Raw genomic sequence first — 26,762 nt, 5'->3', positions numbered from 1 at the left:
ACTCTCCTCGTGTCGTCCTCAGGCACTTCAACCGACGACGGGTGTGACACGTTCCCCAAACCCCGATTCCCGACGCATCCACCACGAGCGCGCCAGTTGCCCGGCCCGCACACCCGGCTCGCAACCCCGGCCCGCCGACCCCGACCGCGTCCCCGCGTCCCGCGCCCGCCGCGTCCCGCGCCCGCCGCGCAACCCCGGCCCGCCGACCCCGACCGCGCGCCCGCGCCCCGCGCCCGCCGCGTCCCACGTCCGCCGCGCAACCCCGGCCCGCCGACCCCGACCGCGCTCCCGCGCCCCGCGCCCGCCGCGCCCCCGCGCCCCGCGCCCGCCGCGCCCCCGCGTCCCGCGCCCGCCGCGCCGTGCGTTCGGTCGGCTTCGTTGTTGTTGTGTTCTGGATTGCTTGATTGCATCATGCAGTTGATGGATTGAGTCAAGCGAAGCGAGGGTGCGCGCGATGGACACCGGTGAGTTGTTGGACGACCACGACGCGGTGGGGCTGGCCGATCTTGTTCGGCGGCGGGAGGTGTCGCCGGCGGAGTTGCTCGATGCGGTGCTGCGGCGGATAGAGGAGCGTGATCCGACGCTGCGCGCGTTCGTGTCGACACGTGTCGCGGCCGCCCGGGCCGAGGCGGCGGGGGAGTTGCCCGACGGTCCGTTGCGAGGGGTGCCGTTCGCGGTGAAGGACCTCGGCTGCGACGTGGCCGGCATGGTGAGCAGTCAGGGCTCGCGGCTGTTCGCCGACGCGGTCGTGACGCGGGACGGTGCGCTGACCACGCGGTACCGGCGGGCCGGGCTCGTCGTGGTCGGCAAGACGAACAGCCCCGAGTTCGGCAAGAACGCCAGTACCGAACCGCTTCTGCACGGCCCCTCGCACAACCCCTGGCGGACCACGCACTCCACCGGGGGCTCCTCCGGCGGTTCGGCCGCCGCCGTGGCCGGGGGCATCCTGCCGGCCGCGCACGCCAACGACGGTGGCGGCTCGATCCGGATCCCGGCCGCCTGCTGCGGGCTGTTCGGGCTCAAGCCGTCGCGGGGCCGGGTGCCCGACGACCAGGGCCTGTCCGCCCTGGCCTACCCGCTGTCGATCGCGCACGCGGTCACCCGGACGGTCCGCGACTCGGCCGCGCTGCTCGACGTGGTCGCCGGACCGCTGCCGGGCGACCCGTACGCGGCGCTGCCGGCGCCGGCGGCCGGATCGTTCCTGGCCGCGCTCGACGCCGCGCCCACCCGGCTGCGGGTGGGGTTCGCGACGGCCAACGTGGACGGGGTCGCCGCGCACCCGGCGGCGGTGCGCGCGGTGGAGCGCACGGCCGCGCTGCTCGCCGAACTGGGTCATCGGGTCGAGGAGGCCGCGCCGGTGTGGGACGGACCGGCCACGGGGCAGGCGCTCGGGCAGGTGATGTCGGCGGCGACGCACGCCCAGATCGAGGACCGGTTGGCCGAACTGGGCCGGGAGTTGCGGGAGGACGACATCGAGCCGTTCACCCGGGTGATCCACGAGCGCACGGCGGCGATGCGGGGGCCGGATCTGGTCCGGGCGTTGCAGACCGTGGTGCGGATCGGGAGGGAGGTGGCGCCGTTCTTCGAGGCGTACGACGTGTGGTTGAGCCCGACGTTGGGCGTGCCGGTGCCCGAACTCGGCGTGCTGGACACGAGCGACCCGGCGAGCATGTACGCGCACGCCGCCGAGATGACCTGGTTCACCTCGGTGTTCAACGTGACCGGACTGCCGTCGGCGAGTGTGCCGGCGGGCTTCGACGAGGCCGGGTTGCCGGTGGCGATCCAGCTCACCGGACGGCTCGGCGCCGAGGCGCAACTGCTGCGGTTGGCCGCGCAGTTGGAGGAGGCCGCGCCGTGGCCCCGACAGGCGCCGTGGCCGCCGGCGGTGCTCGGCGCTTGATGCCGACGTCGCCGTAGCCCCGAACGTTCGGGCGCGGTCGGGATCGCCTTCGCCGCAGGAAGAGCCGGTTGAGCCGGAGCGTGGTCCGCAGGTCCGGCAGCGCATCGGGATGGACCCCCGCGCGGGACGGCGCGGGGGTCTGCGGGGTGCCGAAGTCGCCGGGTAGGTGCGGGAGTCGGCCGGCTATCGGGCCGCGAAGCGTGCTCAGGTGGGGAGCGCCGCCGTGAGCTCGACCTCGACCAACTGCCCCGGGAAACCGAGTTGCGCGACGCCGAGGAGCGTACTCGCCGTGGTGAACGCGGGTGCGAGGTCGGAGCGGGTGAGGCGGGCCCAGGCGGCGCCGAGGACCGCGCGGTCGGCGCTGACCACGTAGATGACGGAGCGAACGACGTGCTCCGGCCGGGCGTTCACCGCCCCGAGGGCGGCGAGCGCGTTCGCGGCCACCTGGTCGATCTGCGCGTCGAGATCGCCGGGGCCCACCAGTGCGCCGGATCGGTCGAGCGGGCACTGGCCGGACAGGAAGGCCGTTCGCCCGGCCTCCACGACCGCGATGTGGTGATAGCCGGGCGTCGGGTGCAGGTCGTCGGGGTTGATGCGCGTGATGTCGGTGCTCATGAGGGCGAGTCTGACGATCGGGTGGAGGCGACGCACCGGATTTTCGGGCCGGTCGTGGTTCCGCCGCCGGGGCCGACTGCCGCAAGATAGTAGCCATGGACATGGTAGCCATGTACTGTAATTGTCGTCGGCCCGGCGATCACGAGCGCCACGGCGGCACTGGCTCCCGGGCTCGTATTCGCACCAACCAAGGAGCAACCATGACCATCACCGCACCCCCGGTCACCCCCCGCGCCCTCGCGCTGGCGCACTACGCCGGGCGGGCCCTGCTGGAGCGGGTGTTGGCCCGCCACGGGGTCACCTTCCATCAGGGCGTCACGCTGCGGGTCGTCGCCGTCGCGGACGGGCCCGTCGGTCGCGACGAGCTCGTCGGCGAGGTGACCGGTTCGCTGAAGGAGTCCGAGTCCGTGGTGCGCGGCGTCGTCGAGGAGTTGGTGGCCGCGAAGCTGGTCGAGGCGGACTCGGCGGACGCGGCCCGGCTCCGGCTCACCGACGCCGGGCGCACGTTGTACGACACCACCACGGCCGAGACCGCCGGGATCTCCGCTCGCGTCTACGCCGACATCGCCCCCGAGGACCTGGCCGTCGCCGGCCGCGTCCTGGCCCTGATCACAGAGCACGCGAACGCCGAACTCGCCCGCGCCTGAGGGGCGTTGGGCGCGGTCGGCGATGGCGGGTCAGTCGGCCGGGTGGAAGTCGTACGGGAGTTCGTCGTAGACGTAGTAGACGCAGTCGGCGCCCGGTGCGCATTGGCCCCAGTGCACGGCCTTGCTCGGGTAGGACAGGAAGTCGCCGGCGCCGACGCGGTAGCGCTTGTGGCCCTCGACGTTCCAGAGCACGGTGCCCGACACGCCGACGACGTGTTCCGGGCTGGTGTGCCAGTGGGGGGCGAAGCGGGTGCCCGCCTCGAGCGTGAACATCGCCTCGGACGGACCGGTCCTCGGGTCGCCGGTGAGTTGCACGTACGTGCAGCCGGCCAGGCCCTCGCACGGTGTGCCGACGCCGGGGCGGTGGTGGTGGTAGACGACCTTGTCGTGCGTGGCGGCGGCAGTGGGTGCGGTGTCGGCCGAGGCCGAGGCGACGCTGCCCACGGTGAGCGCCGGGGCGAGGGCCAGGACGGCCAGGAGACCCCGGCTCCGCCGCCGACGTGCCCATGTACGAGTTCGTGCCATGACGACTCCCCGAGAGTGCGCAGGCCCGAAACGGTATTCGGACCGTGGTCCGCTTAATTTAGCGGACTGTGGTCCGTTTGTCTTGTCCGTGCTGGGTCATTCCAGGGGTCGGCCCGGTCGAGGGCGGCCGAAGAGCAGGTCGTAGCCCGGCGGGAGTTGCAGGAGCAGCCGGTTCATCAGGTCTTCGCCGGCGGCGTCGGCCACCACGCTCAGCACCGCTCCGACGTCCCACAGCGCGGTCTCGTCGGTCGCGCCGTCGATCCAGGCGCCGGTCGCGCGGACGAAGCGCTCTGCGCTGAGCGGTTCGTGCGCGGGGAGCGGGTTGAGCAGTACCAGCGCACAGGTCTCCGGCAACCGCGAGGCCAGTTCGGCACGTTCGGCGCCGACCAGGTGGGCGCCCAAGAGCGCGAGTACGACCCGGATGGCACGTTCGGCCTCTTCGGGCGAGGAGTATTCGCCCCGCTCCCGGACTGCCGCGAGGAATGATTCCCATCGCATCGGCATGTGCATCGGACCTTCTTTTCCTATCGGTCTGCGGTGCGGGGCCGCCGGCGGACACGGGGCACGGCACGGGTGCCTCGGGCCGTCGTTCGACCCGGGTCGGCGCACGCGGCTTCGGGGCGGGAGCGGTACGCCCGGGGGTCGGGAAAACCCCGGGGCCGGCCGCCTCCGGGGCTCCCGCTCACGGGGCGGGTGCGTGCGGATGCGCGTCGGTATACGCGCGCCTCCTCGAGTCTCCGACGCGCATGGGGTGACCCCATCTATTTAACTCTCCACCTCGCGCCGGCACGAACATTCGCCGCCGAATCGGGACGGATTGTGCCGTCGGGCGCCGGGCCGGTGTCGTCTTCCCGGCCCGCGGATTCACGCCGAGTGGCCTTCGGTGGCGGGACGTGACCGACCGCCCCGCCCTCGCTCGTGGGTTCGGGCGGTCCTCGGGTGCGCCGGGTCTTCCCGTGAAGCTCGTTCGGGTGTGCGCGGGTGTTCATGTGCCGGACATCGGTCGCCGGCCTACTGAGCCGAACCGTTTGGCCAACTCGACTTCTGCCTGGAGTACTTCCGTGCCCACCACCCGTGGCCGCGACATACCGGTCCCCGCCGGTCGCGCCGCCGCGCTCGGGCGCGGGTCGGGCATGGCGTGCGATTGCCGAGTGGTGGTCCTACGCGGCGCCGCCTGCCGGAACGTTCTCGGCTGAGTCTCCCCGAGTCGGTGTACCGCACCACCCGGATGCCCCTCGTACCACTGCCACCTCCCCGTACCGGAAAGGAATCGACGACATGTCTGGGAGCTCGCTCACCCTTGTGCGCCCCACCGCGCCGAAGGAGGGTGATCAACTGACCTTCCGCTTCGCCACCGACGCGCCGCACCCGAAGAACTGGGTCGGGGTGTACGACGGCGCCCGCGTGCCGGGCAACGGGGGTTCGCTGGTCTGGAAGTACGTCACAGCCGCCGAGGGCGAGGTGACCCTGGAGACCCAGGGGCTCACCGACGGGCCGTACACCGCCTACCTGTTGGCCAAGGACGGCTACGGGATCCTCGCGCAGAGCGCGCCGTTCGGCTTCGCGGCCCGACCGGTGCCGCCGCGGCCCCGGTTCGCCGTCGACACGCTCACCACCTCGGCGGTCGTGGCGGGGGAGGCGGCCGTGGTGCGGTTGGCCGGCCTGTGGACCGCGGCCGACGGGCAACAAAACGGTCGGGGCGTCACGTTCCGGGCCCGCGGCGGCGACGACTGGCTGAGCGTCGGCGTCGACGGCACCGTCACCGCGAAGGCCCCGCGCGCCGGCACGCACCACCCGGGTGTACTGACCGTCGAGGGCCGCGACGGCGCGACCGGCGCTACGTCGCAACTCGCCGTGCAGGTGCCGGTGCGGCGCAACCCGCGCGGCATCGTGTTGAAGGTGGCCACCCTCGACGTCTGGGACGGGGGTCGGCACGTGGACGGCGCGCTCACCAAGCTGCTGCGACTCGTGCTCACCCAGGGCCTGGACGTGCTCGCGCTCCAGGACACCGGCGGCACGCTGGGTACTTCGCTGGCCGAGGCGCTCGGGTGGGCGGTGTACGAGGACCCGGGAGGGCTCGCGCTGATCAGCCGGTATCCGCTCGCCGACACGCGGCCCGAGGATCGTGATCTGCCCGCGATCGCCGCCACGGTGCGGGCGCCGGGCGTGCGTCCCGTGCGGGTATGGAACGCGCGTCTCGACGAGGGCGACTACGGGCCGCTCGGGATCCGACGGGGGCGCACCCCCGCGCAGGCGGAGGCGGCCGAGTGGGCGAGCCTGCGCTATCGGCAGGCGCAGAACCTGGTCACCGCGATGGCCCCGGACCTGGGCGCGTCCCGGGACACCCCGGTGCTGCTGGCCGCCGCGCTGTCCTCGCCCTCGCACCTGGACTGGACCGTACGCACCGCCGGCAGCCACGGCACGACGGGCCCGGTGCGCTGGCCGGTCACCCAACTGCTCGACCAGGCCCGCCTCGTCGACGTCTTCCGGGCCGCGCACCGCGACCCGGTCCGCGAGCCCGGCAACACCTGGTCGCCGGTGGACCCGGCCCAGCCCCAGGACCGGATCGACGCGCTGTACACGGCCGGGCCGCTGTCCGCCGACGAGGCGCACATCCTGGTCACCGGCTGGCCCAAGCCGATCCCGGACACGGCCGCGAACGGCTGGCCCAGCGACCATGCCGCCGCCGTGGCCACCTTCGGCGTCCGCGCCTGACTGCCCGTCAATACCCCTTTCCCGAAAGGTCGCTTCGCCATGACCGAGTTCAGCCGCCGCTCCTTCGTGGGGGCCTCCGCGGCCGTCGGCGCGGCCGGCGCGGTGGGTCTCACCGCGACGCCCGCGCAGGCGGATCCGGATCCGGCCGTGGACGCCGCCCGCCGGCCCGCGCCGGGCAGCATCAAGGACGTGCGCCACGTGGTGATCCTGATGCAGGAGAACCGCAGCTTCGACCACTACTTCGGCGCGCTCGCGGGCGTGCGGGGCTTCGCCGACCGGCAGGGGCTGGTCCTGCCGGGCGGCGGCGACGTGTTCCGCCAGCCGCACCCGGGCCGCACCGATGGCGGCTATCTGCTGCCGTACCGGATGGACTCCACCAAGTACAACGCGCAGAACGCCGGCGGCCTCCCGCACGACTGGAGCACCGGGCACACCGCGGTCAACAACGGCGCGCAGAACCGCTGGGTGGCGGCCAAGGGCGAGCGGTCGATGGGCTACTTCACCCGGGAGGACATCCCGTACCAGTACGCCCTCGCCGACGCGTTCACCGTCTGCGACGCGTACTTCACCTCGCTCAACGGGCCCACCGACCCCAACCGGCTCTACCTGTGGTCGGGCACGGCGGGACCCGGTCGGGACGGCACCACGGGGCCGTGGATCGACAACACCCCCGTGACGGACAACCCGGTCGCCGACTGGACCACCTACGCCGAGCGGTTGTCCGCCGCCGGGGTGAGCTGGCGGGTGTACCACAACCCGAGCAAGGACGAGCGCTACGGCGACTACGACGACAACGGGCTGTCGTACTTCAAGCAGTTCCACACGTTCGCCAAGGACGACCCGCGGTATGTGAACGCGATGACCAAGTGGGACCTGAGCGCGTTCGACGCGCACTGCAAGGACGGCACCCTGCCGACGGTTTCCTGGTTGGTCGCGCCGTACCTGTTCAGCGAACACCCCGACGCCGGGCCGAACTACGGGGCGCACTGGGTGAATACGGCGCTGCGGTCGATGTTCGCCAACCCCGAGGTGTGGAAGCACACCGTGTTCCTGCTGATGTACGACGAGAACGACGGGTACTTCGACCACGTGGTGCCGCCGATGCCGGAGCCGGGTACGCCCGAGGAGTTCGTCGGCGGGCGGCCGATCGGTCTCGGGTCGCGGGTGCCGCTGTGGGTGGTCTCGCCGTGGAGCCGGGGCGGGCGGGTGAACTCGCAGGTGGCCGACCACACGTCGGTGCTGCGCTTCCTGGAGACGGTGACGGGGGTCGCGGAGCCCAACATATCCGCGTGGCGGCGCACCGTCTGCGGCGATCTGACCTCGTGCTTCGACTTCGGCCGGCCCGACTTCACCATCCCGGCGCTGCCGGACACGAACGAGCTGATCGCCAAGGCGGACGCGGCCAAGGCGCTGCCCGGTGTGCGGTTGCCCGAGCCCGGCGCCCAGCAGGTGCCGGTCCAGGAACCCGGCTACCGGCCGCATCGGCCGCTGCCGTACCGGCCGTGGGCGGACACGACCGTGGACCGGGGCACCGGTCGGGTGGTGTGCACGCTGGTCAACGACGGCACCGTGGGCTACCACTTCACCGTGTTCCCGAACATCGCGCTGCCGTTCGCCGGAACGCCGTTCACGGTGGCGGCCGGCAAGAGCGCGACGTACGTGTGGGAGGCGGCGGGCACGGACGGCGCCTACGACTTCAGCGTGCACGGGGCGGACGGCTTCGTACGACGCTTCGCCGGCACCGTGGTGCGCGAGCCGCAGCGCGACATCCCCGTGCCGTCGGTCCGGGCCACGCTGCGCGGGCGCCGGCCGGACTCGGCGCGGCTCGACCTGCAACTGGGCAACGACGGCGACACGGAAGTCCGCTTCACCATCACCCCGAACGACTTCGGCGGCACCGCGCGCGACCACTGGATCGGCCCGCGCGCCCACGACTCGGTCTCCTGGCCCACCGACGAACACGGCCGCTACGACATCACGATCACCGCCCCCGACGGCTTCACCCGCCGCTACGCCGGCACGGTCCACCCCTCCGACCGCGACTGACCGCCCTGCCTTCCCCCGGCCCCGGATGCACCGGGCCCGGGGGAAGGCGGCTGTGGGTCGGCTCCCGGTACGAGTGTCGTCCGGTCCCGCCGGTTCGCCGGGTGCGTGCTCGATTCGGGCATCGAGGGCAAACGGCCCGGCGCGGGGACGGGCGGTGTGGGGTGGAAGCGGGAAGCCGGTTGGCTTCTTTGGCTGTGAGTGCAACTGAACGGGGCAGTCTCAGCGTTGATGAACATGACGCACCGTTTCGGGTCGTCGCACATTCACAGTCAGGAGAGGCCATGACCGGTCCCTTGATCCTCGGCCGCAGGGCCCCGGTTCCCATGGGTGGGGCGCCCGTGCTGCCCCGTCACCACTACGACCCGGATCTGTGCGTCAACGTCACCGCGGGTGGGAAGTTGCTGATCCACGCGGTGAACTCCGGTACCTACACCGGCACCCAGGAACCCCGGGGTTACAAGAAGGATGACTGATCACGGCGCGGGCGTCGTGATCGTGGCCACCGAGGAGGATCTGACCGCCGACATGGTGGCGGCTCACCTCCTCGGCGGCCCGACGGCCGTCCTGCGTCTGGATCCGGGGCGAATGCGCGAACGGCCTTTGGTGACCGGGCACTTCAGTGGTGGGCGCTGGCGCACCGTGTTGAGTTCCGGTACCGCGACGGTGACCCTGGACGAGCACTGCGCCGTCTACTGGCGCAAGCCCACCCGCCCCGACACGCCGGCCTCCGCCGAGGAGCGCTGGCGGGCGGACGAGAACACCACCGCGCTGCTCGGCCTGTTGCGCGCGCAGCCGCTGAAGGTGTGGATCGACGATCCCACCGTGGTCGAGGCGTCACGCCACAAACCCACCCAGCTGCGGGCCGCCGCGCGGCGCGGCTTCACCGTGCCCGACACGCTGTTCACCAGCGATCCCGGGGCCGCACGCGCGTTCATCGCCGCGCATCGGGACAAGGTCGTGGTCAAGGCGCTGACCCAGCGGCACACCACGTTCATCCCGACCACGCGCATCCGGCTCTCCGACGACCTGACCGGGATCGCCGGCACCCTGCACTACCTCCAGGCCCTGGTCGAGGACCGGCTGTTCGACGCGCGGGTGACGGTCGTCGACGACCGGGTCTTCGCTGCGGCGATCACCACCGACGGGGAACTGGACTGGCGCGCCGTGCCCGCCGACGCGTGCGAGCACCGGGTGATCACCCCGCCGCCGGACCTGGCACGGGCCTGTGTCGAGCACGTCCGCGATCTCGGACTCACCTACGCCGCCCTGGACTTCGTGGTCACCGCCACCGGTTGGACCTACCTGGAGACCAACTGCGTCGGCGAGTTCGGCTGGATCGAGAGCGCGACCGGGCTGCCGATATCCGCCCGGATCGCCCATACCCTGCGGCACGGCCGCAGCCGACCGAGCGACCCCCTCCGCGCCGTCTGCGGCTGAGCGCGCGCCCCTCGCGTGACCCGAAGACCCGCCGTCATCCCCCAGGCCGTCCACGGTGTCCCGGGTGCCTGCGAAGATCGGGGAATGGATCCGCTGCTCGCCGCCGCGCTGGACGCCCTCGGCATCGCCGACCGCCCGCGTCCGCTGACCGCGCACCACACCAACGCCTGGCGGGCGGGACAGTGGCGGATCAAGACCGCGGAGGGCCCGGCGGAGGCCGTCCCGCTGCGCCACGAGGCGCGGGCGCTGACGCTGTTGCGCAAGCAGGGGCTGTATCCGGTCTCGGGCACGTGCGGGCGCGTGGGCACCGGGTTGTGGACCGCGGTGGAGTGGCGGCCCGGGGTGACTCTGTGGCGGTGGTGCGCCTCCGCCCGACGCGGTGGTCCCGGCCGGGCGCATCACCTGCCGGTCCTGGCACACCGGGCGTTCGCGGGCCTGGCCCGGCTGCACGCGGCGGGCTGGCACCACGGCGACATCCAGCCGATGAACATCCTGGTCACCCCGGGAGGCGAGATCGAGTTCATCGACCACGACCTCGCCCAGCACCGCGACCTGCTCCCGCTGCCGGTGCCCTATCGGGGCGGCATGGACCTGACCACCGCGCCCGAGATAGCCAGGCGCCTCCTGGACACCGGGCCCGGCGAGCACATCGAGCTCAGCGACGCCGCCGAGGTGTACAGCCTCGGCGCCTCCTTCCGGGCCGCGTGGACCGGTCGCCCGCCCGCCACCGACCGGCAGGTCGGCGACGGGGTCGGCGCCGCCGACATCCTGGAGGACATCGCCACCGGCCGGCGCCGCACACCGCTGGTCGACGCCCGGCCGTGGGCGGACCCCGATCTGGAGTCGCTGATCGAGGCGACGATGTCCCTCGACCCGGCCCGGCGCGCCAAGGGCCTGTGAGCCTGGCCTCAGGCGACCGGCGAGGGGAAATCGGTGTCGGTGATCGTGGCGGTGTGCGGCGCAGCCTCGGGGCGTCGGGCGGACACGAGGTGCGGCCGGCGGGCGGCGGCGACCAGGGCGTCGGCGACGCGTGTGTCCAAGCCCGCCTCGGGGTGCCACTGCACGCCGAGTACGAAGCCGTCGCCCGGCAGCTCCACGGCCTCCACGATGCCGTCCCGGGCCCGGGCGCCCACCACGAGCCCCTCGCCGAGCCGGTCCACCGCCTGGTGGTGGTAGGTCGGCACCTCGTACGCCTCCGCGCCCAGCGATCCGAACAGCGTGCCGGGGAGCGGCTCCACCACGTGCGCGGCCAGTGTTCCCGGGGGGCCGGAGTGGTCGCCGTGGCCGACCACGTCCGGCAGGTGCTGGATCAGCGTGCCGCCGAGCACCACGTTGAGCAGCTGCATACCCCGGCAGATGGCCAATAGCGGGGTGTTCGACCCGAGGGCCGCCTCGATCAGCGCGATCTCCCAGACGTCGCGCGCTTCGTTGGCCGGCCCGGTCCGCGGATGCGGCTGCGCGCCGTAGCGCTCCGGCCGCACGTCCGGCCCGCCCGCGATCACCACCGCGTCCACCCGCGCCACCGTCTCGGCCGCCGCCTCGGGCGCGTCCGGCGGCAGCAGGACCGCCAGGCCGCCGGCGCGCCGGAAGTACGTCGGATAGTCGAGGGGGACCAGGACGGCGGGCTGGTGCCACGCGCCCCAGCGGACGGATTCCTCGTGGTAGGTGCTGATACCGATCAGGGGCTTGGGCATGGCGGGCGGCTCGGTTCCTCACGGTGCGCGGCGGACGGGTGCCGGGGTTCGGTGGGGTCGGGGTCGGGGTCGGGCGGGGCCGCGGGGGTCCACGCGTCGGGTACGGGCGGGCGTCCGGGTCAGTCCCGGTCGAGTTCGGCCTCGGCGGCGGCCAGCGCCGCGAACTCCTCCTCCGGCGCGTTCGCCACCAGACGATGCCGGCTGTACAGCGCGAAGTACGCGAGCGCGACCGCGTACACACCCAGCGCGATGAACGCGGCCTCCTTGTCCACCAGGAACGTGGCGACCAGCGCGGAGCAGGCGAGCACGAAGGCGACCGACGAGGTGAGGCTGCCGCCGGGCGTGCGGTACGGCCGGGGCAGGTCGGGTTCGCGGCGGCGGAGCACGATGTGCGACAGCGACATCAGCGCGTACGAGATCGTCGCGCCGAACACCGCGATGTTGAGCATCCGGGCGCCGTCCCCGCTCCAGGCGGCCAGCGTGAAGCCCAGCGCGCCGGGGACCACCAGGCCGAGCCACGGCGCCTTGCGGCGGCTGGTCAGGGACAGGAAGCGGGGCAGGTAACCGGCTCGGGACAGGGCGAACAGCTGCCGCGACCCGGCGTAGATCAGCGAGAAGAACGAGGCCACCAGGCCGGCCAGACCCGCGTAGTTGACGAACCGGCTCAGCGCGGTCGGATCACCGTCGCCCTGGAGCGCGGTCACCAGCGGGTTGCCCGCGTCCAGGACCGCGTTCGACCCGTGCGCCCCGGTCGCGGCCAGGAAGGTGAGCACGGCCAGCAGCAGCAACACGCCGATCGACAGGCCCATCGCCTTGGGCAGCGTACGGGCCGGATCCTTCGTCTCCTCGGCGGCCAGCGGCACCCCCTCCACACCCAGGAAGAACCACATCCCGAACGGGAACGCCGACCAGATGCCGAGCAGGCCGAACGGCAGCCACGAGTTGGCGCCGAGCGCGTCGTGGTCGACCGGGATGTCGTTCAGCCCACCGCCGTCGAACTCGGTGAACGCGCCGACCGCGAAGATCAGCAGCGCCGCCACCGCGATGCCGGTCACCACGAAGCTGAACCGCAGCGCCTCGCCGACGCCCCACAGGTGGATGCCGATGAAGATCACGAAGCACGCGAGGTAGACCGGCCACGACGACTCCAGGCCGAACAGGTTCAGCGACTCCACATAGTCGCCGATGAAGATCACGATCGCGGCCGGAGCCAGGACGTACTCGATCAGGATCGCGGTCCCGGTCAAAAAGCCGCCCCACGTGCCGAGGGCGCGGCGCGCGAAGCCGTAGCCGCCGCCCGCCGCGGGCAGGATCGAGGCCAGCTCGGCCAGCGAGAACACCATGCACGTGTACATCAGGCCCATCAGCGCGGCGGCGATCGCCAGCCCGCCGAAGCCGGCCTCGGCCAGGCCGTAGTTCCACCCGGAGAAGTCGCCCGAGACCACGTAGGCCACACCCAGGCCGGTCAGCAACAGCCAGCCGGCGCTGCCGCGGCGCAGGGCGCGCTTCTCCAGGTAGGTGTCCGCGGTGCCGGGCGCGGCGGTCGTGTCGGTGCCGCCGCCCTGCTTCGTGCGCGCTGCCATGTCGTCGACCACGAGCCACTCCTGACGGGAGGGAGGGTGAGGGGGAGGGGTGATTATTGGTTCGAGCGCATACCTTTGCCGGTCGGGTCGGGGCGGCGCAAGACCCCGGGGCGAATCGATATCGACATGCGCAAGGCCCGGTGGTCCCGCCAAGAAGCGTCGTGGGAGGCCCCGACGGGGCTTCGCGCCGTGCCCGGGAGGCGGGGTGCGACGGGGCGGCGGCAGGTCTCGCGGGGTGTTCGGTGCGGCGGCGCGGCGGGCGCGGAAGACCGTCACGCGCCCGCGATCACCCTCGACCGTGCCGCCCCGTCGCCCCGTCAGGCCAGAAAGCCGCGCAGTAGGGCCGCCGTTCCCGCGCAGTGTTCGCGCATCACCTCGGCCGCCGCGTCCGGGTCGCCCTCCAGGATCGCGTCGACCAGCGCGGTGTGCTGATGCTGCGAATGCTCCAGATTGCGCACCAGCAACGGGATACAGTCCAACAGATCGTTCACGGTGGCCCGAACCGCCGCGTACTGGGCGGCCAGAGAGGGCGAACCGCACAACTCGGCGAGGGTCAGATGCAGCAGCGTGTCGCAGCGCCGATACTCCGCCAGCGGCGCGTCCCGAGTCCGGTCGAGCGCCGCCCGCAACCGCGCGGCCTGCGCCTGGTCCAGACCCTGCGCCGCGCACAACCCCGCCGCGCCCACCTCCAGCACCTCGCGAAAGCGCAGCGTGTCCTCCACGTCCACCCGCGCGATCCGCCGCCGCAGCTCGGCCGCCGAGCCGTCGCCCACCGGCCCCGGACGCTCACGCACGAAGGTGCCGCCGTAGCGTCCCCGGCGGCTCTCCACGATGCCCTGGTCGGTCAGTACCTTCAGCACCTCGCGCAGGGTCACCCGGCTGACCCCCAGCCGATCGGCCAACTCGCGCTCGGCCGGCAGCCGGCCGCCGTCCGCGACCAGGCCGAGCCGGATCACCTGGAGAATCTGCTCCAGCGCCTCCTCGAAGCCGTTGCCCGCGCGAACCGGGCGCAGCAGCGGCGACAACCGGTCCCGGTGGTCCGCCCCCGATACCTCGGCCACGATCCCTCCCCTCCAGCTCTTCCCAATCAATGGTTCACGGCCATACCTTATGGCTTCCGGTTGGACCGACAGGAGGCATTCCCTTGGCAGACCGAACGCCCCCGCTGTCCGTCGACGAGCTGAGCGCACTCGTCGACACCGGGGAAATCGACACGGTAGTCCTGGCCTTCACCGACATGCAGGGCAGGCTCCAGGGCAAGCGCTTCGCCGCCCGGTTCTTCCTCGACGACACGCTCTCCCACGGCACCGAGGGCTGCAACTACCTCCTCGCCGTGGACACCGACATGAACACCGTCTCGGGCTACGCGATGTCGTCCTGGGAGCGCGGCTACGGCGACTTCGTGCTGCGCCCCGACCTCGCCACCCTGCGCCGCACCCCCTGGCACCCCGGCACCGCCCAACTGACCGCGGACCTTGTGTGGCACGACGGCTCCCCGGTCGTGGCCTCGCCGCGCCAGATCCTGCGCCGCCAACTCGACCGGCTCGCCGAACGCGGCTGGACCGCGCACGCCGGCACCGAACTCGAGTTCATCGTCTTCAAGGACACCTACGAAGCCGGCTGGGATCGCGCCTACCGCGGGATGACGCCGGCCAACCAGTACAACGTGGACTACTCGATCCTGGGCACCGGCCGGGTCGAACCGCTGCTGCGCCGCATCCGCAACGAGATGGGCGCGGCCGGGATGACCGTCGAGTCGGCCAAGGGCGAATGCAACCTCGGCCAGCACGAGATCGCCTTCCGCTACGACGAGGCACTGGTCACCTGCGACCAGCACACCGTCTACAAGACCGGGGCCAAGGAGATCGCCGCGCAGGAGGGCATGTCGCTCACCTTCATGGCCAAGTACGACGAGCGCGAGGGCAACTCGTGCCACATCCACCTGTCCCTGCGTGACGAGGCCGGCCGGCCCGTGCTCGCGGACGAGGCCGGTGCCTACGGCATGTCGAAGACGATGCGGCACTTCCTGGCCGGACAATTGGCCGCGATGCGCGAGTTCACCCTGCTGTACGCCCCCAACATCAACTCGTACAAACGTTTCCGTCCCGGCTCGTTCGCGCCGACCGCCGTGGCGTGGGGCCCGGACAACCGCACGTGTGCGCTGCGGGTGGTCGGACACGGCCACGCGCACCGCTTCGAGAACCGCCTCCCGGGCGGCGACGTCAACCCCTACCTCGCGGTCGCGGGGATGATCGCCGCCGGGCTGTACGGCATCGAGCACGAACTGGATCCGGGCGAGGCGTGCACGGGCAACGCCTACACGGGCGACGCGCCGCACGTACCGGGCACGTTGCGCGAGGCCGCCGAGTTGTGGGCGCAGTCCACGATCGCCCGGGACGCCTTCGGCGCGGAGGTGGTGGAGCACTACCTCCACATGGCGCGGGTCGAACAGGACGCGTACGACACCGCGGTCACCGACTGGGAGCGCTTCCGCTCCTTCGAACGTATGTGAGGATCGGAACGTTGTCCGAACACCAGGCACCCGACGGCCGATTCGCGCCGGACGGGCCGCACGAGCACGACATCATCGACCCGACCACCGAGGAGATCGTCGCCACCGTCGCGGCGACGCCCGTCGCCGAGGTGGACGCGGCGGTGGTCCGCGCAGCCCGAGCCGCGGAACACTGGGCGGCCCGCGCGCCCGGGGACCGGGCGCGCGTATTGCGCCGGTTCGCCGTCGTGGTGGACGAACACCTGGAGGAACTGGCCCGGTTGGAGGTCCGCGAGGCTGGACACCCGATCGGCAACGCGCGCTGGGAGGCGGGCAACGTCCGTGATCTGCTCGACTACGCCGCGGGCGGGGCCGAGCGGCTGAACGGCCGGCAGATCCCCGTGGCCGGCGGCCTCGACGTCACCTTCCACGAACCGCTCGGCGTGGTCGCGGTGATCGCGCCGTGGAACTTCCCGATGCCGATCGCCGGTTGGGCCCTGGCCCCGGCGCTCGCGGCCGGCAACGCCGTCCTGCTCAAGCCCGCCGAAACAACCCCGTTGACCGCACTGCGCCTGGCCGAACTGGGCCTGGCGGCGGGGCTTCCGGAGGGACTGTTCCAGGTGCTGCCGGGCGCGGGCCCGGTGACCGGACGGGCTCTGGTGGAGCACCCGGGCGTGGCCAAGGTGGTGTTCACCGGCTCCACGGCCGTGGGCAAGGACATCATGGCCCGCTGCGCCGCCGGGCTGAAGCGGATCACCCTCGAACTCGGCGGCAAGAGCCCGAACATCGTCTTCGCCGACGCGGACGTCGAGGCCGCCGCGGCCGCCGCCCCCGGCGGATTCCTGGACAACACCGGGCAGGACTGCTGTGCGCGCACCCGGATCCTGGTGCAGCGTTCGGTGTACGACCGGTTCCTGGAACTGCTCGAACCGGCGGTACGGGCCTTCCGGGCCGGCGATCCGAACGAGCCCGACACGCACATGGGGCCGCTGATCTCCGCGGCCCACCGCGAGCGGGTGCGCTCGTATGTGCGCGAGGACGCGCCGGCGCTGATCCGCGGCGAGGTGCCGGCCGGCAAGGGCTTTTGGTATCCGGCCACGGTGCTCGCCCCGGAGTCCGCGGCCGACCGGACCGCCGTCGAGGAGATCTTCGGCCCGGTGGCCGTCGTGTTGCCCTTCGACGACGAGGCCGACGCGGTACGGCTCGCCAACGCCACCGCGTACGGCCTGTCCGGATCCCTGTGGACCCGCGACGTCGGGCGCGCGCTTCGCGTTTCGCGGGCCGTCCGGGCCGGAAACCTGTCGGTCAACTCGCACAGCAGTGTCCGCTATTCGACCCCCTTCGGCGGGTTCGGGCAATCGGGCCTGGGCCGCGAACTGGGTCCGGACGCCCTGGTCGCCTTCACCGAGACGAAGAACGTGTTCATCAGCACCGAGGAGAACTAAGTGACCGAGCAGACCCCCGTGTGCCGCCGCCTGGTCGGCCGTACCGCCGTCGTCACGGGAGCGGGCAGCGGAATCGGCCTGGCCACCGCCCGGCGACTGGCCTCCGAGGGCGCCAACGTGGTGTGCGCCGACATCGACGAGGCGTCGGGCAAGGCCGCCGCCGCCGAGGTGGGCGGCCTGTTCGTCCGGGTCGACGTGACGAACGAGGAACAGGTCGAGGCGCTGTTCAAGGCCGCGTTCGACGCCTACGGCTCGGTGGACGTCGCGTTCAACAACGCCGGCATCTCGCCGCCCGACGACGACTCGATCCTGACCACCGGCCTGGACGCCTGGCGCCGGGTCCAGGAGGTCAACCTGACCTCGGTGTTCCTGTGCTGCAAGGCCGCGCTGCCGTACATGCGCCGGCAGGGCCGCGGTTCGATCATCAACACCGCGTCGTTCGTCGCGGTGATGGGCGCGGCGACCTCGCAGATCTCCTACACCGCGTCCAAGGGCGGCGTGCTCGCGATGTCGCGCGAGTTGGGCGTGCAGTTCGCCCGCGAGGGCATCCGGGTCAACGCGCTGTGCCCGGGACCGGTGAACACCCCGCTGCTGAAGGAGCTGTTCGCCAAGGACCCCGAGCGCGCCGCGCGCCGCCTGGTGCACATCCCGGTGGGCCGGTTCGCCGAGCCCGAGGAACTGGCCGCCGCGGTCGCGTTCCTGGCCAGCGACGACGCGTCGTTCGTGAACGCGGCCGAATTCCTGGTCGACGGTGGCATCGCCGGGGCGTACGTCACCCCGATGTAGCCCATCCCATAGGCGGGTTCGACCCGCCGGTGAGCGCCCGCGGGCGCGATCACGCCTACCCGCCCGCGGGTCGGCCGCCGCCGATCGTTCGCGCCGTACGCGACCGGTCGGCGGCGGCATGTCGCGCATGTGGCACGTCGGCGCCCGATCGTCGCGATCTCCGCCAAGGGCGCGGCGTGGGTGGCCGCGAAGGCCCGGACGATGTCGAGGGTTACGGAGCGCAGCGGGCGGGTGCGCAGGTGCGCGACCAGGTCCGGCCGACGGGCCATCAGCACCCGGCCGGCGGCGGTGTTCGGGAAGGCGGGGCCGGCGATCGGCAGCGGCCGGCCGCGGCGGGCCAGGTCGTGTGCGCGATGCGTCGCACGGTCGATTTGGGATCGTGGTGCGGCTGGTCGGTTCGGTCGGTGAAACAGGGCGCATTCGCCGTCGATTTCGATCGGGGCCGAGGTCAGACGCGGTTGCGGCGGTGCAGGCGGACGGCCTTGACCGAGGCGTAGGCGGCGATGGTGGAGAGGGCCGCGCGGATGCCGTTCCAGATGTTCCAGGTGGTTTCGAAGTCGGTGCGGGTCTTGGTCGGGTCGGCGCTGCCGGCGTGGGCGAGTGCCTGGTTGAGGGGGACGTTGACGCCGGAGGTGGTCAGGACGGTGGTGGTGTAGAGGGCGAGGGCGGCGAGGGCCCACTTCATGGCTGCGCCGCCGCCGAGCCTGCGGAGCTTCCAGGCGGCGACGGCGGGGGCGGCCATGGCGGCGGTGAAGACCGCGAAGAACAGCGGGTTCTCGATGCCGGTGTTGATGTCCTGCATGGTGGTCACGAAGCCGGCGTCGTCCTTGGTGCCGAGCCACGGCATGACGACCGCGGAGAACGCGACGTAGGTGCCGGCCATCAGGGTGTTGGTGACGGCGCCGGCGGTGAGCCAGCGGCCGACGGTCGTGTGGGTGCGGGCCGTGGCGGTCGAGGCGACGACGAGCGTGTCGTTGATGGCGGCCATGACGAACTCCCTTGTGGCGATGAGGTGTTGGCGTCGGGGCGGTGGCTTTCCTCGGTGGTCTGCCGTGCCGTTCTTCCGACACCTCAAGATTCGCGGGTGCGTCGCTCCCGAACAACGGCCGATCCCGGAACCGGGGTTAACCCAGGAGTTATCGATGCGGCGAGGGACCGGGACGCGGGCGGCCGGCCGCGCCCGGTCAGGCCGACCATGCTCCCGATCGTGGGGCGTGGTCGAACAGCACCAGGGCCGGCCCGGGGCCGATGGTCAGGAACGGGCGGGGGTCGGTGCCGTCGAGTTCGGTGCTCACCAGCCGTACGCCGGCCACGTCGGGGTCGATGTTCTCGCGTTGGATCACCCGGCCGTCGACGGCGGCCAGCCGGTCGAGCCAGGCCAGTTCCGGGTCGTACCGGTCGACTTCGCCGGTGTCCGGGCGGGCCAGGAACACGGGCGGCGTGTCCGTGTCGAACTCGTCCGGGGTGAGCAGCAGTTCGTCCGGGCCGAGCCAGCCGCCGTTGGCGCCGGGCAGGGCCACCATGCCCTCGTGCCGGCCGACGAGGCGGCCGTCGCGGGCGTCGATCACCACTGTCCGGCCGTCCGCGTCGTGGGTGTCGTAGGTGACGGCCAGTCGGCGACCGTCGGGCGACCAGCCGAGCCAACCGCTGAGGATGCTCATGCCCTCGGTCGACCACAGGCGCCGCCGGGTGCCGGTGCGGATGTCGAGCATCGAGACCAGTACGTCGTCGTCGAGGTCGCCCAGCGTTGCCAGGGAGAATCCGTCCGGGGAGAGCACGGCCTGTCGGTCGAGGCCGTCGGCGCGGGCGTCGAACGTGCGCTGTTCGCCGGTGGCCAGCGTGTGCACGACCAGCCGGCGGGCCGACCGCCACCGGGAGCCGGCGCGGAAGACCACGTGGGTTCCGTCGGGCGACAACGACAGCGCTTCGGTCTCGGGGCCGCGCGGCCGACCCGGTATTCCGACGAAATCGCCGGTGTCGGCGTCCAGGACGACCGTGCGCCGGCCACGTCCGTGGCCCACGACGAGCAACAGCCGGGCGCGGCGGATCACCCGTTCGCGTACCTCGGCCGTCGTCAATTCCCAGGGAGGACGAACCACCACGATGCCCCTGCGCTTCCTGTCCGTCGCCGGTGGCCGGTGCACGCCGCCCGGCCCTTCGCATGATCGCCAGTGTGGCACCGGAGCGGACCCGGCACGGCAAAGAGTCGGTCAGCGCTCAACTCCTCGGCGCGCCGGTGCTGGTGCGGACGACCAGTTCGGGGTGCAGCAGGTGGCGGGCGGCCCGGGTGCGTTCACCGCGCAGGCGCTGGAGCAGGGTCTCGGTGGCGAGCCGGCCCATCTCCTCCCTCGGCTGGTTGATCGTGGTCAGCCCGATGTGCCGAAGCCCGGCCAGATGCGTGTTGTCGTAGCCGATCACCGACACGTCCTGGGGCACCCGGACGCCCGCCTCGGACAGTTCGCCGATGATGCCCACCGCGTTGAAGTCGTTGGCCGCGACGATCGCGGTCGGGAGCGCGTCGCCGGCCAGGAGGACGCGGGCGGCCTCGGCGCCGCCGATGTCGGTGTACTCGCTCGGCACCACGCGCAGGTGGCGGGCCAACGCCAGTCGCCGCATCGCCTGTTCGTAGCCCCGGCGGCGGACCGACGACTGCGAGCCGCCACCGCCGTCCACGTGCACGATGTCGCGGTGGCCGAGCGCGGCCAGGTGCTCGACGGCCAGCGCCGATCCGGTGGCGCCGTCGTCGTTGACCGTGTCCACGTGCCCCGCCCGCACGCCGCGGGCGACCAGGACGGTGGGCACCTGGGACGCGGCCTCCTCGATCGCCGCCGTCTCCACCACGGGGCCGAGCAGGAGCAGGCCGGCGGGGCGGAACTGGAGCAGGCGCTCGACGCTGCGGCGCTCGTGCGCGGGCCGGCGGCCACCGGTGCCCAGGATGATCTCCATGCCGTTGTCGTGCGCGGCGGCCTCGACGCCGTCGACCACCTCGGCGAAGTACGGGTTGTGCAGGTCGGAGATCATCACGCCGAGGGTGCTGCTGTGGCCGGTGGCCAGCGTGCGGGCGTTGAGGTTGGGGCGGTAGCCCAACTCGCGGGCGGCGGCGAGCACGGCTTGCCGCCGGACCTCGCTGACCTTGGGCGAGTCGCGCATGACCAACGACACGAGGGAGCGGGAGACCCCGGCGCGGGCGGCGACGTCCTCGAGGGTGGGACCGGACACTGATGCTCACCTTTCTCCCGGATGCGGCGTTGTCGATCCGACGGCGCGCCGCCGGCCGGGTCGGTGGCGTCGATTGGCGACGACGACTCCACGACGTCGACGTCACGGTGGGAGCGCGACCCGCACAACCGCGCCCCGTCCACCCGGCACCCGAACCTCGGCGCCGTGATCCCCACGATCCCCATGCGGCCGGACCCCGGTCACACCGGGCTCCCGACCGACAACCTGAACCGAAGATACACGCTTGGAGCGCTCCAAAGAATGGAGCGCTCCACTCCGACCGGGCCCGGGCCGCGGCGACCGACCCTGCGAATGGCTGTACTGCCCACTGATCCGGGTGTGTCGACCACGTTCGGCCAACGTGGCGGGTGACCCTTGACATGCTCGGACGGCGAGTATCAGTCTTGTGGCGTTCTCGGATTGGAGCGCTCCAAAAAATGGAGCGCACCAACATGCGGAGTGCTCCGTCGGGCGGGCCCGGGGAGGCTCCTCGATCGGCTCGACTGCCAAGTTCCACCTGCCCACTGGAGAAATGAATCTGATGCGTATCGGAGTCGCAGGCGTGGGGCGGATCGGCGCGATGCACGCGCGCAACCTCACCGACCTGGAGACGGTCGACAAGCTCGTCCTGTTCGATCCCCAACCGGGGCGCGCGGACGCCCTCGCCCGGGAGATCGGCGCCGAGGCGGTCGCCGACCTCGACACCCTGCTCGGCGAGGTGGACGGGGTCGTGGTGGCCACGCCCACCGACACCCACCCGGAGATGGTGCGCCGCACCGTCGCCGCCGGGGTCCCGACGTTGTGCGAGAAGCCGATCGCCTCGGACGTGCCGGCGATGCGCGCGCTGATCGCCGAGGTGGAGGCGAGCGGGGTGCCGGTGCTGGTCGGCTTCCAGCGCCGGTTCGACCCGGCCGTGGTCGAGCTGAAGCGGCGCCTGGACGCGGGTGAGGTGGGTACGCCCTACCTGGTCCGCGCGGTCGGCCAGGACGCCGCGCCGCCGGACTTCGGCTACCTGCCCGCGTCCGGCGGGATCTTCCGCGACCTGCTGATCCACGACCTGGACGCGGTGCCGTGGCTGATCGGCGAACCCGTGGTCGAGGTGTACGCCGGCGGATCGGTGCTGGTCGACCAGGCGTTCGCGGACGCCGACGACGTGGACAACGCGGTGGTCATGCTGCGCTTCGCCGGCGGGGCGCACGCGGTGCTCACCGGCGGGCGGCACAACCCGGCGGGATACGACCACCGCATCGAGGTACTGGGCTCGGCCCAGTCGCTCGCCGTGGGTCTGGACCCGCGCACCCCGCTGACCTCGCTGGAGGAGGGCGGACCGCAGGCCGGGCCGGACGCCTACCCGGGCTTCCCGGAGCGCTTCGCGCGGGCGTACGGCAACGAGATGCGGGTGTTCGTCGAGGTGGTCGCCGGGCGGATGGCCAATCCGTCGCCGGTGCGCGACTCGCTGGGCAGTCTGATCCTGGCCGAGGCCTGCGAGCGGTCGCGGCGCGAGGGGCGCCCGGTGGTCCCGGACCCGCCGACCGTCGACCCGGCGGTGTCGGCGCTCGGCGAGGCGGCGTCGTGAGCGCCCCCGCCGGAGCCGACCTGCGGCTCGCGGGCGCGCCGATCACGTGGGGGGTGTGCGAGGTGCCCGGGTGGGGCCCGATGCTCCCGGTGGACACCGTGCTCGGCGAGATGGCCGCTCTGGGCCTGACCGCCACCGAACTGGGCCCGCCCGGCTACCTGCCGGACGACCCCGCCGCGCTCAAGGACGTGTTGGCCGGCCATGGCCTGGCCCTGGTCGGCTCCTTCGCCGCCCTCGTCCTGCACGACCCGCACCGCTTGGCGCAGACGCTGACCGCCGCCGCGCACACCGCCGAACTGATCGCGGTCGCCGGCGGCGAGGTATTGGTGCTGGCCGCCGCCACCGGTCTGGACGGCTACGACAGCCGACGCGAGTTGTCCGACGCGGAGTGGGGGCAACTGGTCTCCACCGCCGAGGAGATCGCCCGCATCGCGGCCGACCGCGGCCTGCGCGCCACGCTGCACCCGCACGTCGGCACCCACGTGGAGAACGCGGCCGAGGTCGAGCGCTTCCTCCGGGACAGCACCCTGCCGCTGTGCCTGGACACCGGACACCTGCTGATCGGCGGCACCGACCCCCTCGACCTGGTCCGCCGCCACCCCGACCGGATCGGGCACGTGCACCTGAAGGACGTCCACGCGGACACCGCCGCGCTGGTGCGGTCCGGCGCGCTGACCTACGCCGAGGCGGTCGGGCGCGGCATATACCGCCCGATCGGCGAGGGCGACGTCCCGGTCGCCGAGATAGTGGCGACGCTGCGCGCGGCGGGCTATCGGAACTGGTACGTCCTCGAACAGGACACGCGCCTCGGCGACGACCCGGCCGACGCGGACCTGCCGCGCCGGGACACCGCGCGCGCGCTGGCCCACCTGCGCGGCAACTGACCGGTGGGCGCCGGGCGCGGTGCGGCGGGCGGATTCGGTCGCCCGGTCGGGGTACGACACACCTACCGGGCCGGGTGCCCGGTACGCCGCGTACCCCCAGCCGCCCACGCACCCGAGCCGCACCCGACCCTCACCCTCATCACCTCCCCCGAACCTCCCGAACGTCCTGACGAGGAGTATTCGATGCCCCGACGTTCCCTCGGATTCGCCGCAGCCCTCGGCGTGTCCGCGCTCGTCCTCGCCGCCTGCAGCAGTCCCTCCGGTTCGGACCCGGACACCAAGAACACCGCGAACAGCGCACCGACGGTCGCGGCCAAGGGCAACAACACGGTGGCCGTGATCACCCACGGCTCGGCCGGTGACGCGTTCTGGAGCGTCGTACAAAACGGCGCGCAGGACGCCGGCAAGAAGCTGGGCGTCGACGTCCAGTACCAGGGCAACGGCGACCCGGCCGGCCAGGCCCGGTTGGTCGACAACGCGGTCACCCAGGGGGTGGGCGGGATCGTGGTCTCGATGGCCAACCCGGACGCGCTGGCCAACTCGATCAAGGCGGCCACCGCCAAGGGCATCCCCGTGATCACCATCAACTCGGGGCAGAGCAGGTCCGCCGAGTTCGGCGCGATCGCGCACGTCGGCCAGGACGAGTCGATCGCCGGCGAGGCGGCCGGCGCCAAGCTCAAGCAGGCGGGCCGGACCAAGATGTTGTGCGTCATCCACGAGGCGGGCAACATCGGCCTGAACCAGAGGTGCGACGGCGCCAAGGCCGGCTTCGGCGGCGCGACGCAGACCCTCCAGGTCGACATCGGCAACCCCACCGACACCCAGGCCCGGATCCGCGGCGCGCTCCAGTCCGACTCCTCGATCGACGCCGTGCTCGCGCTCAACCCGCAGGTCGCCGCGGTGACCGTGGGTGCGGTCGGCGACGCCAACTCCAAGGCGCAGATCGCCACATTCGACCTCAATCCCGACGTGGTCACCGCGATCAAGGGCGGCAAGATCGTCTTCGCGGTGGACCAGCAGCAGTACCTCCAGGGCTACCTGCCGGTGACGATGATCAAGCTGTATCGGGACAACGCCAACACCGTCGGCGGCGGGAAGCCGGTCCTGACCGGTCCCGGATTCGTCGACAAGAACAACGTCGACGCGGTGGCCGGATACGCGCAGCGGGGGACGAGATGACCACGACGCCACCGTCGAAGCCCGCGCCCACCCCCGCGCCGTCGGTGCAGATCTCCGGCGGCGCCGGCGCCGAGGCGCCCGGGCCCGCGCGCGCCCGCGACGAGCGGGTGTCGCCCGTGAGCCTGGCCCACCGACTGCTCGTGCGACCGGAGTTGGGCTCGCTGATCGGCGCCGTGCTGGTCATGGTGTTCTTCTCGGTCGTCGCCGACGGCTTCTTCACCGCCGCAGGTGCCGCGACCTGGCTGGACGACTCGGCCACTTTGGGGATCATGGCGGTCGCCGTGGCCCTGCTGATGATCGGCGGCGAATTCGACCTGTCCGCCGGGGTGATGACCGCCTCGACCGCGCTGATCACCGCCATGCTCGCCACCCGCGCGGGCTGGTCCGTCTGGCCGGCGCTCGCGGTGTCCCTGCTCTTCGCCCTGGCCGTCGGTGCGCTGAACGGCTGGCTGGTGGTGCGTACCGGACTGCCCAGCTTCATCATCACGCTCGGCACGTTCCTGGCCCTCCAGGGCCTCAACCTCGGGGTCACCCGGCATGTGACGAACAGCGTCCAGGTCAGCGGGATGCGGGCCACCGACGGCTACGAGTCGGCCGGGCGGTTCTTCGCCTCGACGATGGCCGTGGCCGGCACCGAGATCCAGGTCTCCGTGTTGTGGTGGCTGCTGTTGGCCGCGCTGGCCACGTGGGTGCTGGCCCGTACCCGGTTCGGCAACTGGATCTACGCCGTCGGCGGCGCACCGGTGAGCGCGCGCAACGTCGGCGTCCCGGTCGACCGGACCAAGATCGTGTTGTTCATGACCACCGCCGCGGCCGGCTGGCTGGTCGGCTCGATCAACATCCTGCGCTACACCTCGGTCCAGGCCAATCAGGGCATCGGGCTCGAATTCCAGTACATCATCGCGGCGGTGATCGGCGGCTGTCTGCTCACCGGCGGCTACGGGTCGGCGATCGGCGCCGCCCTGGGTGCGCTCATCTTCGGCATGGCCCGGCAGGGCATCGTCTACGCGAAGTGGAACAGCGACTGGTTCCAGCTCTTCCTCGGGGTGATGCTGCTCGCCGCCGTGCTGGTCAACAACTCCTTCCGGCGCCGCGCGGAAAGGTCCCGCCGATGACGAACACCACTCCCGAACCCCGGCCGACCGGCGCCGCACCGGACGCCCCCGCCCCGCTCGGTTCGGGTGCCACCCGGGCCGGCGCCGGGGCCGGGCACCTGCTCGAACTGCGCGGTGTGGGGAAGCGGTTCGGCAACGTGATCGCGCTCGACGACGTGTCCACCTCGGTCGACGCCGGCGAAGTCACGTGTGTCCTGGGGGACAACGGCGCGGGCAAGTCGACGTTCATCAAGATCCTGGCCGGCGTGCACGCCAACGACAGCGGCGAATACCTCGTCGAGGGCGCGCCGGTGCACTTCCACTCGCCCCGCCAGGCGCTGGACCGGGGGATCGCCACGGTCTACCAGGACCTGGCCGTGGTGCCGCTGATGAGCGTGTGGCGCAATTTCTTCCTCGGTTCCGAACCCCGCAAGGGGCGCGGGCCGTTCGCCCGGCTCGACATCGCGCAGGCACGCGCCGGCGCGCGCCGGGCGCTGCTCGACATGGGGATCGACCTGCGGGACGTGGAGCAGCCGGTGGGTACGCTCTCCGGCGGCGAACGGCAGTGCGTGGCGATCGCCCGGGCCGTGCACTTCGGCGCCAAGGTGCTGATCCTGGACGAGCCCACCGCCGCGCTCGGCGTCAAGCAGGCCGGAACGGTACTGCGGTACATCGCCCGGGCGCGCGATCGGGGCCTGGGCGTCGTGTTCATCACGCACAACCCGCACCACGCGCACCCGGTCGGGGACCGGTTCCTCCTGCTCAACCGCGGGCGCAGCCAGGGCAGTTACACGAAGGACGAGATCACCCTGGCCGAACTCACCCGGCAGATGGCCGGCGGCGCCGAACTGGAAGCGCTGGCACACGAGTTGCATTCGGGGGCCAAGGCATGACGGCGGCGTGGGAAGACGTGCCGGCGGCGCGGA

Annotated in this window: 24 protein-coding genes; 15 read left to right on the top strand and 9 right to left on the bottom strand. The window is 72.4% G+C overall.

Annotated features, from left to right (window positions below):
* Positions 1–454: 454 nt before the first annotated feature.
* Positions 455–1,900 (top strand): amidase, encoded by a 1,446-nt coding sequence (locus tag ACH4XV_RS23180; protein ID WP_395792692.1) that lies wholly within the window; start codon positions 455–457, stop codon positions 1,898–1,900.
* A gap of 204 nt (positions 1,901–2,104) precedes the next feature.
* On the opposite strand, the gene ACH4XV_RS23175 is transcribed toward ACH4XV_RS23180, so the two are convergent.
* The gene (locus ACH4XV_RS23175; protein ID WP_395792690.1) at positions 2,105–2,515 is read right to left on the bottom strand and encodes a RidA family protein; all 411 of its coding nucleotides are present in this window, start codon (positions 2,513–2,515) and stop codon (positions 2,105–2,107) included.
* Positions 2,516–2,715: 200 nt separating this feature from the next.
* On the opposite strand from ACH4XV_RS23175, the gene ACH4XV_RS23170 reads away from it, so the two are divergent.
* Positions 2,716–3,162 carry a MarR family winged helix-turn-helix transcriptional regulator gene (locus ACH4XV_RS23170; RefSeq protein WP_395792688.1) on the top strand — a complete coding sequence of 149 codons (447 nt, stop codon included), beginning with the start codon at positions 2,716–2,718 and terminating at the stop codon, positions 3,160–3,162.
* Positions 3,163–3,192: 30 nt separating this feature from the next.
* Here the strand turns inward: ACH4XV_RS23170 and ACH4XV_RS23165 are convergent, their stop codons facing one another.
* On the bottom strand, positions 3,193–3,687 hold the full coding sequence (locus ACH4XV_RS23165; RefSeq protein WP_395792686.1) for a cupin domain-containing protein: 495 nt from the start codon (positions 3,685–3,687) through the stop codon (positions 3,193–3,195).
* Between the two features lie 96 nt (positions 3,688–3,783).
* Complete coding sequence (locus ACH4XV_RS23160) at positions 3,784–4,191, bottom strand: DUF2267 domain-containing protein (protein WP_395792946.1); 408 nt, start codon at positions 4,189–4,191, stop codon at positions 3,784–3,786.
* Between the two features lie 774 nt (positions 4,192–4,965).
* Here ACH4XV_RS23160 and ACH4XV_RS23155 point away from each other — a divergent pair.
* The 5 genes from ACH4XV_RS23155 to ACH4XV_RS23135 all read left to right on the top strand — a co-directional run bounded on the left by ACH4XV_RS23155 (position 4,966) and on the right by ACH4XV_RS23135 (position 10,785).
* The gene (locus ACH4XV_RS23155) at positions 4,966–6,402 is read left to right on the top strand and encodes a hypothetical protein (protein WP_395792684.1); all 1,437 of its coding nucleotides are present in this window, start codon (positions 4,966–4,968) and stop codon (positions 6,400–6,402) included.
* A 39-nt stretch (positions 6,403–6,441) separates the two neighbouring features.
* Entirely contained in the window at positions 6,442–8,448 is a 2,007-nt protein-coding gene (locus ACH4XV_RS23150; RefSeq protein WP_395792682.1) for a phosphocholine-specific phospholipase C, read from the top strand.
* Between the two features lie 281 nt (positions 8,449–8,729).
* Complete coding sequence (locus ACH4XV_RS23145) at positions 8,730–8,921, top strand: hypothetical protein (RefSeq protein ID WP_078981407.1); 192 nt, start codon at positions 8,730–8,732, stop codon at positions 8,919–8,921.
* On the top strand, positions 8,914–9,885 hold the full coding sequence (locus tag ACH4XV_RS23140; protein ID WP_395792680.1) for a hypothetical protein: 972 nt from the start codon (positions 8,914–8,916) through the stop codon (positions 9,883–9,885). The genes ACH4XV_RS23145 and ACH4XV_RS23140 overlap by 8 nt, the downstream gene beginning before the upstream one ends.
* Positions 9,886–9,969: 84 nt before the next feature.
* Complete coding sequence (locus tag ACH4XV_RS23135; protein WP_395792678.1) at positions 9,970–10,785, top strand: lipopolysaccharide kinase InaA family protein; 816 nt, start codon at positions 9,970–9,972, stop codon at positions 10,783–10,785.
* 8 nt (positions 10,786–10,793) lie between these two features.
* On the opposite strand, the gene ACH4XV_RS23130 is transcribed toward ACH4XV_RS23135, so the two are convergent.
* The 3 genes from ACH4XV_RS23130 to ACH4XV_RS23120 all read right to left on the bottom strand — a co-directional run bounded on the left by ACH4XV_RS23130 (position 10,794) and on the right by ACH4XV_RS23120 (position 14,223).
* The gene (locus ACH4XV_RS23130) at positions 10,794–11,579 is read right to left on the bottom strand and encodes a gamma-glutamyl-gamma-aminobutyrate hydrolase family protein (protein WP_395792676.1); all 786 of its coding nucleotides are present in this window, start codon (positions 11,577–11,579) and stop codon (positions 10,794–10,796) included.
* Between the two features lie 119 nt (positions 11,580–11,698).
* On the bottom strand, positions 11,699–13,162 hold the full coding sequence (eat, locus tag ACH4XV_RS23125) for an ethanolamine permease (protein WP_395792674.1): 1,464 nt from the start codon (positions 13,160–13,162) through the stop codon (positions 11,699–11,701).
* 317 nt (positions 13,163–13,479) lie between these two features.
* Entirely contained in the window at positions 13,480–14,223 is a 744-nt protein-coding gene (locus ACH4XV_RS23120) for a FadR/GntR family transcriptional regulator (protein ID WP_395792672.1), read from the bottom strand.
* Positions 14,224–14,306: 83 nt separating this feature from the next.
* On the opposite strand from ACH4XV_RS23120, the gene ACH4XV_RS23115 reads away from it, so the two are divergent.
* From ACH4XV_RS23115 to ACH4XV_RS23105, 3 genes are all read left to right on the top strand, one after another.
* Complete coding sequence (locus ACH4XV_RS23115) at positions 14,307–15,674, top strand: glutamine synthetase family protein (RefSeq protein ID WP_395792670.1); 1,368 nt, start codon at positions 14,307–14,309, stop codon at positions 15,672–15,674.
* 71 nt (positions 15,675–15,745) lie between these two features.
* Positions 15,746–17,098, top strand: coding sequence for an aldehyde dehydrogenase family protein (locus tag ACH4XV_RS23110; protein WP_395792944.1), 1,353 nt, complete (start codon positions 15,746–15,748; stop codon positions 17,096–17,098).
* The gene (locus ACH4XV_RS23105; protein ID WP_078981401.1) at positions 17,099–17,884 is read left to right on the top strand and encodes a 3-oxoacyl-ACP reductase; all 786 of its coding nucleotides are present in this window, start codon (positions 17,099–17,101) and stop codon (positions 17,882–17,884) included.
* Between the two features lie 448 nt (positions 17,885–18,332).
* Here ACH4XV_RS23105 and ACH4XV_RS23100 read toward each other — a convergent pair whose 3' ends face one another.
* The 3 genes from ACH4XV_RS23100 to ACH4XV_RS23090 all read right to left on the bottom strand — a co-directional run bounded on the left by ACH4XV_RS23100 (position 18,333) and on the right by ACH4XV_RS23090 (position 21,103).
* Positions 18,333–18,872, bottom strand: a complete 540-nt coding sequence (locus ACH4XV_RS23100) for a DUF1772 domain-containing protein (RefSeq protein ID WP_395792668.1) — start codon at positions 18,870–18,872, stop codon at positions 18,333–18,335.
* A gap of 196 nt (positions 18,873–19,068) precedes the next feature.
* Complete coding sequence (locus tag ACH4XV_RS23095) at positions 19,069–19,983, bottom strand: TolB family protein (RefSeq protein ID WP_395792666.1); 915 nt, start codon at positions 19,981–19,983, stop codon at positions 19,069–19,071.
* A gap of 118 nt (positions 19,984–20,101) precedes the next feature.
* Positions 20,102–21,103: a LacI family DNA-binding transcriptional regulator gene (locus tag ACH4XV_RS23090; protein ID WP_395792664.1), complete on the bottom strand. Its 1,002-nt coding sequence runs from the start codon at positions 21,101–21,103 to the stop codon at positions 20,102–20,104.
* A gap of 406 nt (positions 21,104–21,509) precedes the next feature.
* Here ACH4XV_RS23090 and ACH4XV_RS23085 point away from each other — a divergent pair, with 406 nt between their 5' ends.
* The 5 genes from ACH4XV_RS23085 (at position 21,510) to ACH4XV_RS23065 (ending at position 26,729) form a co-directional block, all read left to right on the top strand.
* Positions 21,510–22,679, top strand: coding sequence for a Gfo/Idh/MocA family oxidoreductase (locus tag ACH4XV_RS23085; RefSeq protein WP_395792662.1), 1,170 nt, complete (start codon positions 21,510–21,512; stop codon positions 22,677–22,679).
* On the top strand, positions 22,676–23,563 hold the full coding sequence (locus ACH4XV_RS23080) for a TIM barrel protein (protein WP_395792660.1): 888 nt from the start codon (positions 22,676–22,678) through the stop codon (positions 23,561–23,563). The genes ACH4XV_RS23085 and ACH4XV_RS23080 overlap by 4 nt, the downstream gene beginning before the upstream one ends.
* Positions 23,564–23,746: 183 nt before the next feature.
* Positions 23,747–24,742, top strand: a complete 996-nt coding sequence (locus ACH4XV_RS23075) for a sugar ABC transporter substrate-binding protein (protein WP_395792658.1) — start codon at positions 23,747–23,749, stop codon at positions 24,740–24,742.
* Positions 24,739–25,857: an ABC transporter permease gene (locus ACH4XV_RS23070; RefSeq protein ID WP_395792657.1), complete on the top strand. Its 1,119-nt coding sequence runs from the start codon at positions 24,739–24,741 to the stop codon at positions 25,855–25,857. Before ACH4XV_RS23075 ends, ACH4XV_RS23070 begins: the two co-directional genes overlap by 4 nt.
* Complete coding sequence (locus tag ACH4XV_RS23065; protein ID WP_395792655.1) at positions 25,854–26,729, top strand: ATP-binding cassette domain-containing protein; 876 nt, start codon at positions 25,854–25,856, stop codon at positions 26,727–26,729. The genes ACH4XV_RS23070 and ACH4XV_RS23065 overlap by 4 nt, the downstream gene beginning before the upstream one ends.
* The last annotated feature ends 33 nt before the right edge of the window (positions 26,730–26,762 follow it).

The sequence above is a fragment of the Embleya sp. NPDC020630 genome, from assembly GCF_044334985.1.
Taxonomy (GTDB): domain Bacteria; phylum Actinomycetota; class Actinomycetes; order Streptomycetales; family Streptomycetaceae; genus Embleya.
Note: the sequence above shows the minus strand (reverse complement) of the source record. Positions and strands in the feature narration are given on the sequence as shown.

What these genes read in the sequence shown, in the direction of transcription:
- ACH4XV_RS23145 (WP_078981407.1), top strand. Translation starts at nt 8,730, where the DNA reads ATGACCGGTCCCTTGATCCTCGGCCGCAGGGCCCCGGTTCCCATGGGT.
- ACH4XV_RS23155 (WP_395792684.1), top strand. Translation starts at nt 4,966, where the DNA reads ATGTCTGGGAGCTCGCTCACCCTTGTGCGCCCCACCGCGCCGAAGGAG.
- ACH4XV_RS23065 (WP_395792655.1), top strand. Translation starts at nt 25,854, where the DNA reads ATGACGAACACCACTCCCGAACCCCGGCCGACCGGCGCCGCACCGGAC.
- ACH4XV_RS23070 (WP_395792657.1), top strand. Translation starts at nt 24,739, where the DNA reads ATGACCACGACGCCACCGTCGAAGCCCGCGCCCACCCCCGCGCCGTCG.
- ACH4XV_RS23175 (WP_395792690.1), bottom strand. Translation starts at nt 2,515, where the DNA reads ATGAGCACCGACATCACGCGCATCAACCCCGACGACCTGCACCCGACG.
- ACH4XV_RS23075 (WP_395792658.1), top strand. Translation starts at nt 23,747, where the DNA reads ATGCCCCGACGTTCCCTCGGATTCGCCGCAGCCCTCGGCGTGTCCGCG.
- ACH4XV_RS23165 (WP_395792686.1), bottom strand. Translation starts at nt 3,687, where the DNA reads ATGGCACGAACTCGTACATGGGCACGTCGGCGGCGGAGCCGGGGTCTC.
- ACH4XV_RS23170 (WP_395792688.1), top strand. Translation starts at nt 2,716, where the DNA reads ATGACCATCACCGCACCCCCGGTCACCCCCCGCGCCCTCGCGCTGGCG.
- eat (WP_395792674.1), bottom strand. Translation starts at nt 13,162, where the DNA reads ATGGCAGCGCGCACGAAGCAGGGCGGCGGCACCGACACGACCGCCGCG.
- ACH4XV_RS23100 (WP_395792668.1), bottom strand. Translation starts at nt 18,872, where the DNA reads ATGGCCGCCATCAACGACACGCTCGTCGTCGCCTCGACCGCCACGGCC.
- ACH4XV_RS23135 (WP_395792678.1), top strand. Translation starts at nt 9,970, where the DNA reads ATGGATCCGCTGCTCGCCGCCGCGCTGGACGCCCTCGGCATCGCCGAC.
- ACH4XV_RS23140 (WP_395792680.1), top strand. Translation starts at nt 8,914, where the DNA reads ATGACTGATCACGGCGCGGGCGTCGTGATCGTGGCCACCGAGGAGGAT.
- ACH4XV_RS23180 (WP_395792692.1), top strand. Translation starts at nt 455, where the DNA reads ATGGACACCGGTGAGTTGTTGGACGACCACGACGCGGTGGGGCTGGCC.
- ACH4XV_RS23160 (WP_395792946.1), bottom strand. Translation starts at nt 4,191, where the DNA reads ATGCCGATGCGATGGGAATCATTCCTCGCGGCAGTCCGGGAGCGGGGC.
- ACH4XV_RS23130 (WP_395792676.1), bottom strand. Translation starts at nt 11,579, where the DNA reads ATGCCCAAGCCCCTGATCGGTATCAGCACCTACCACGAGGAATCCGTC.
- ACH4XV_RS23150 (WP_395792682.1), top strand. Translation starts at nt 6,442, where the DNA reads ATGACCGAGTTCAGCCGCCGCTCCTTCGTGGGGGCCTCCGCGGCCGTC.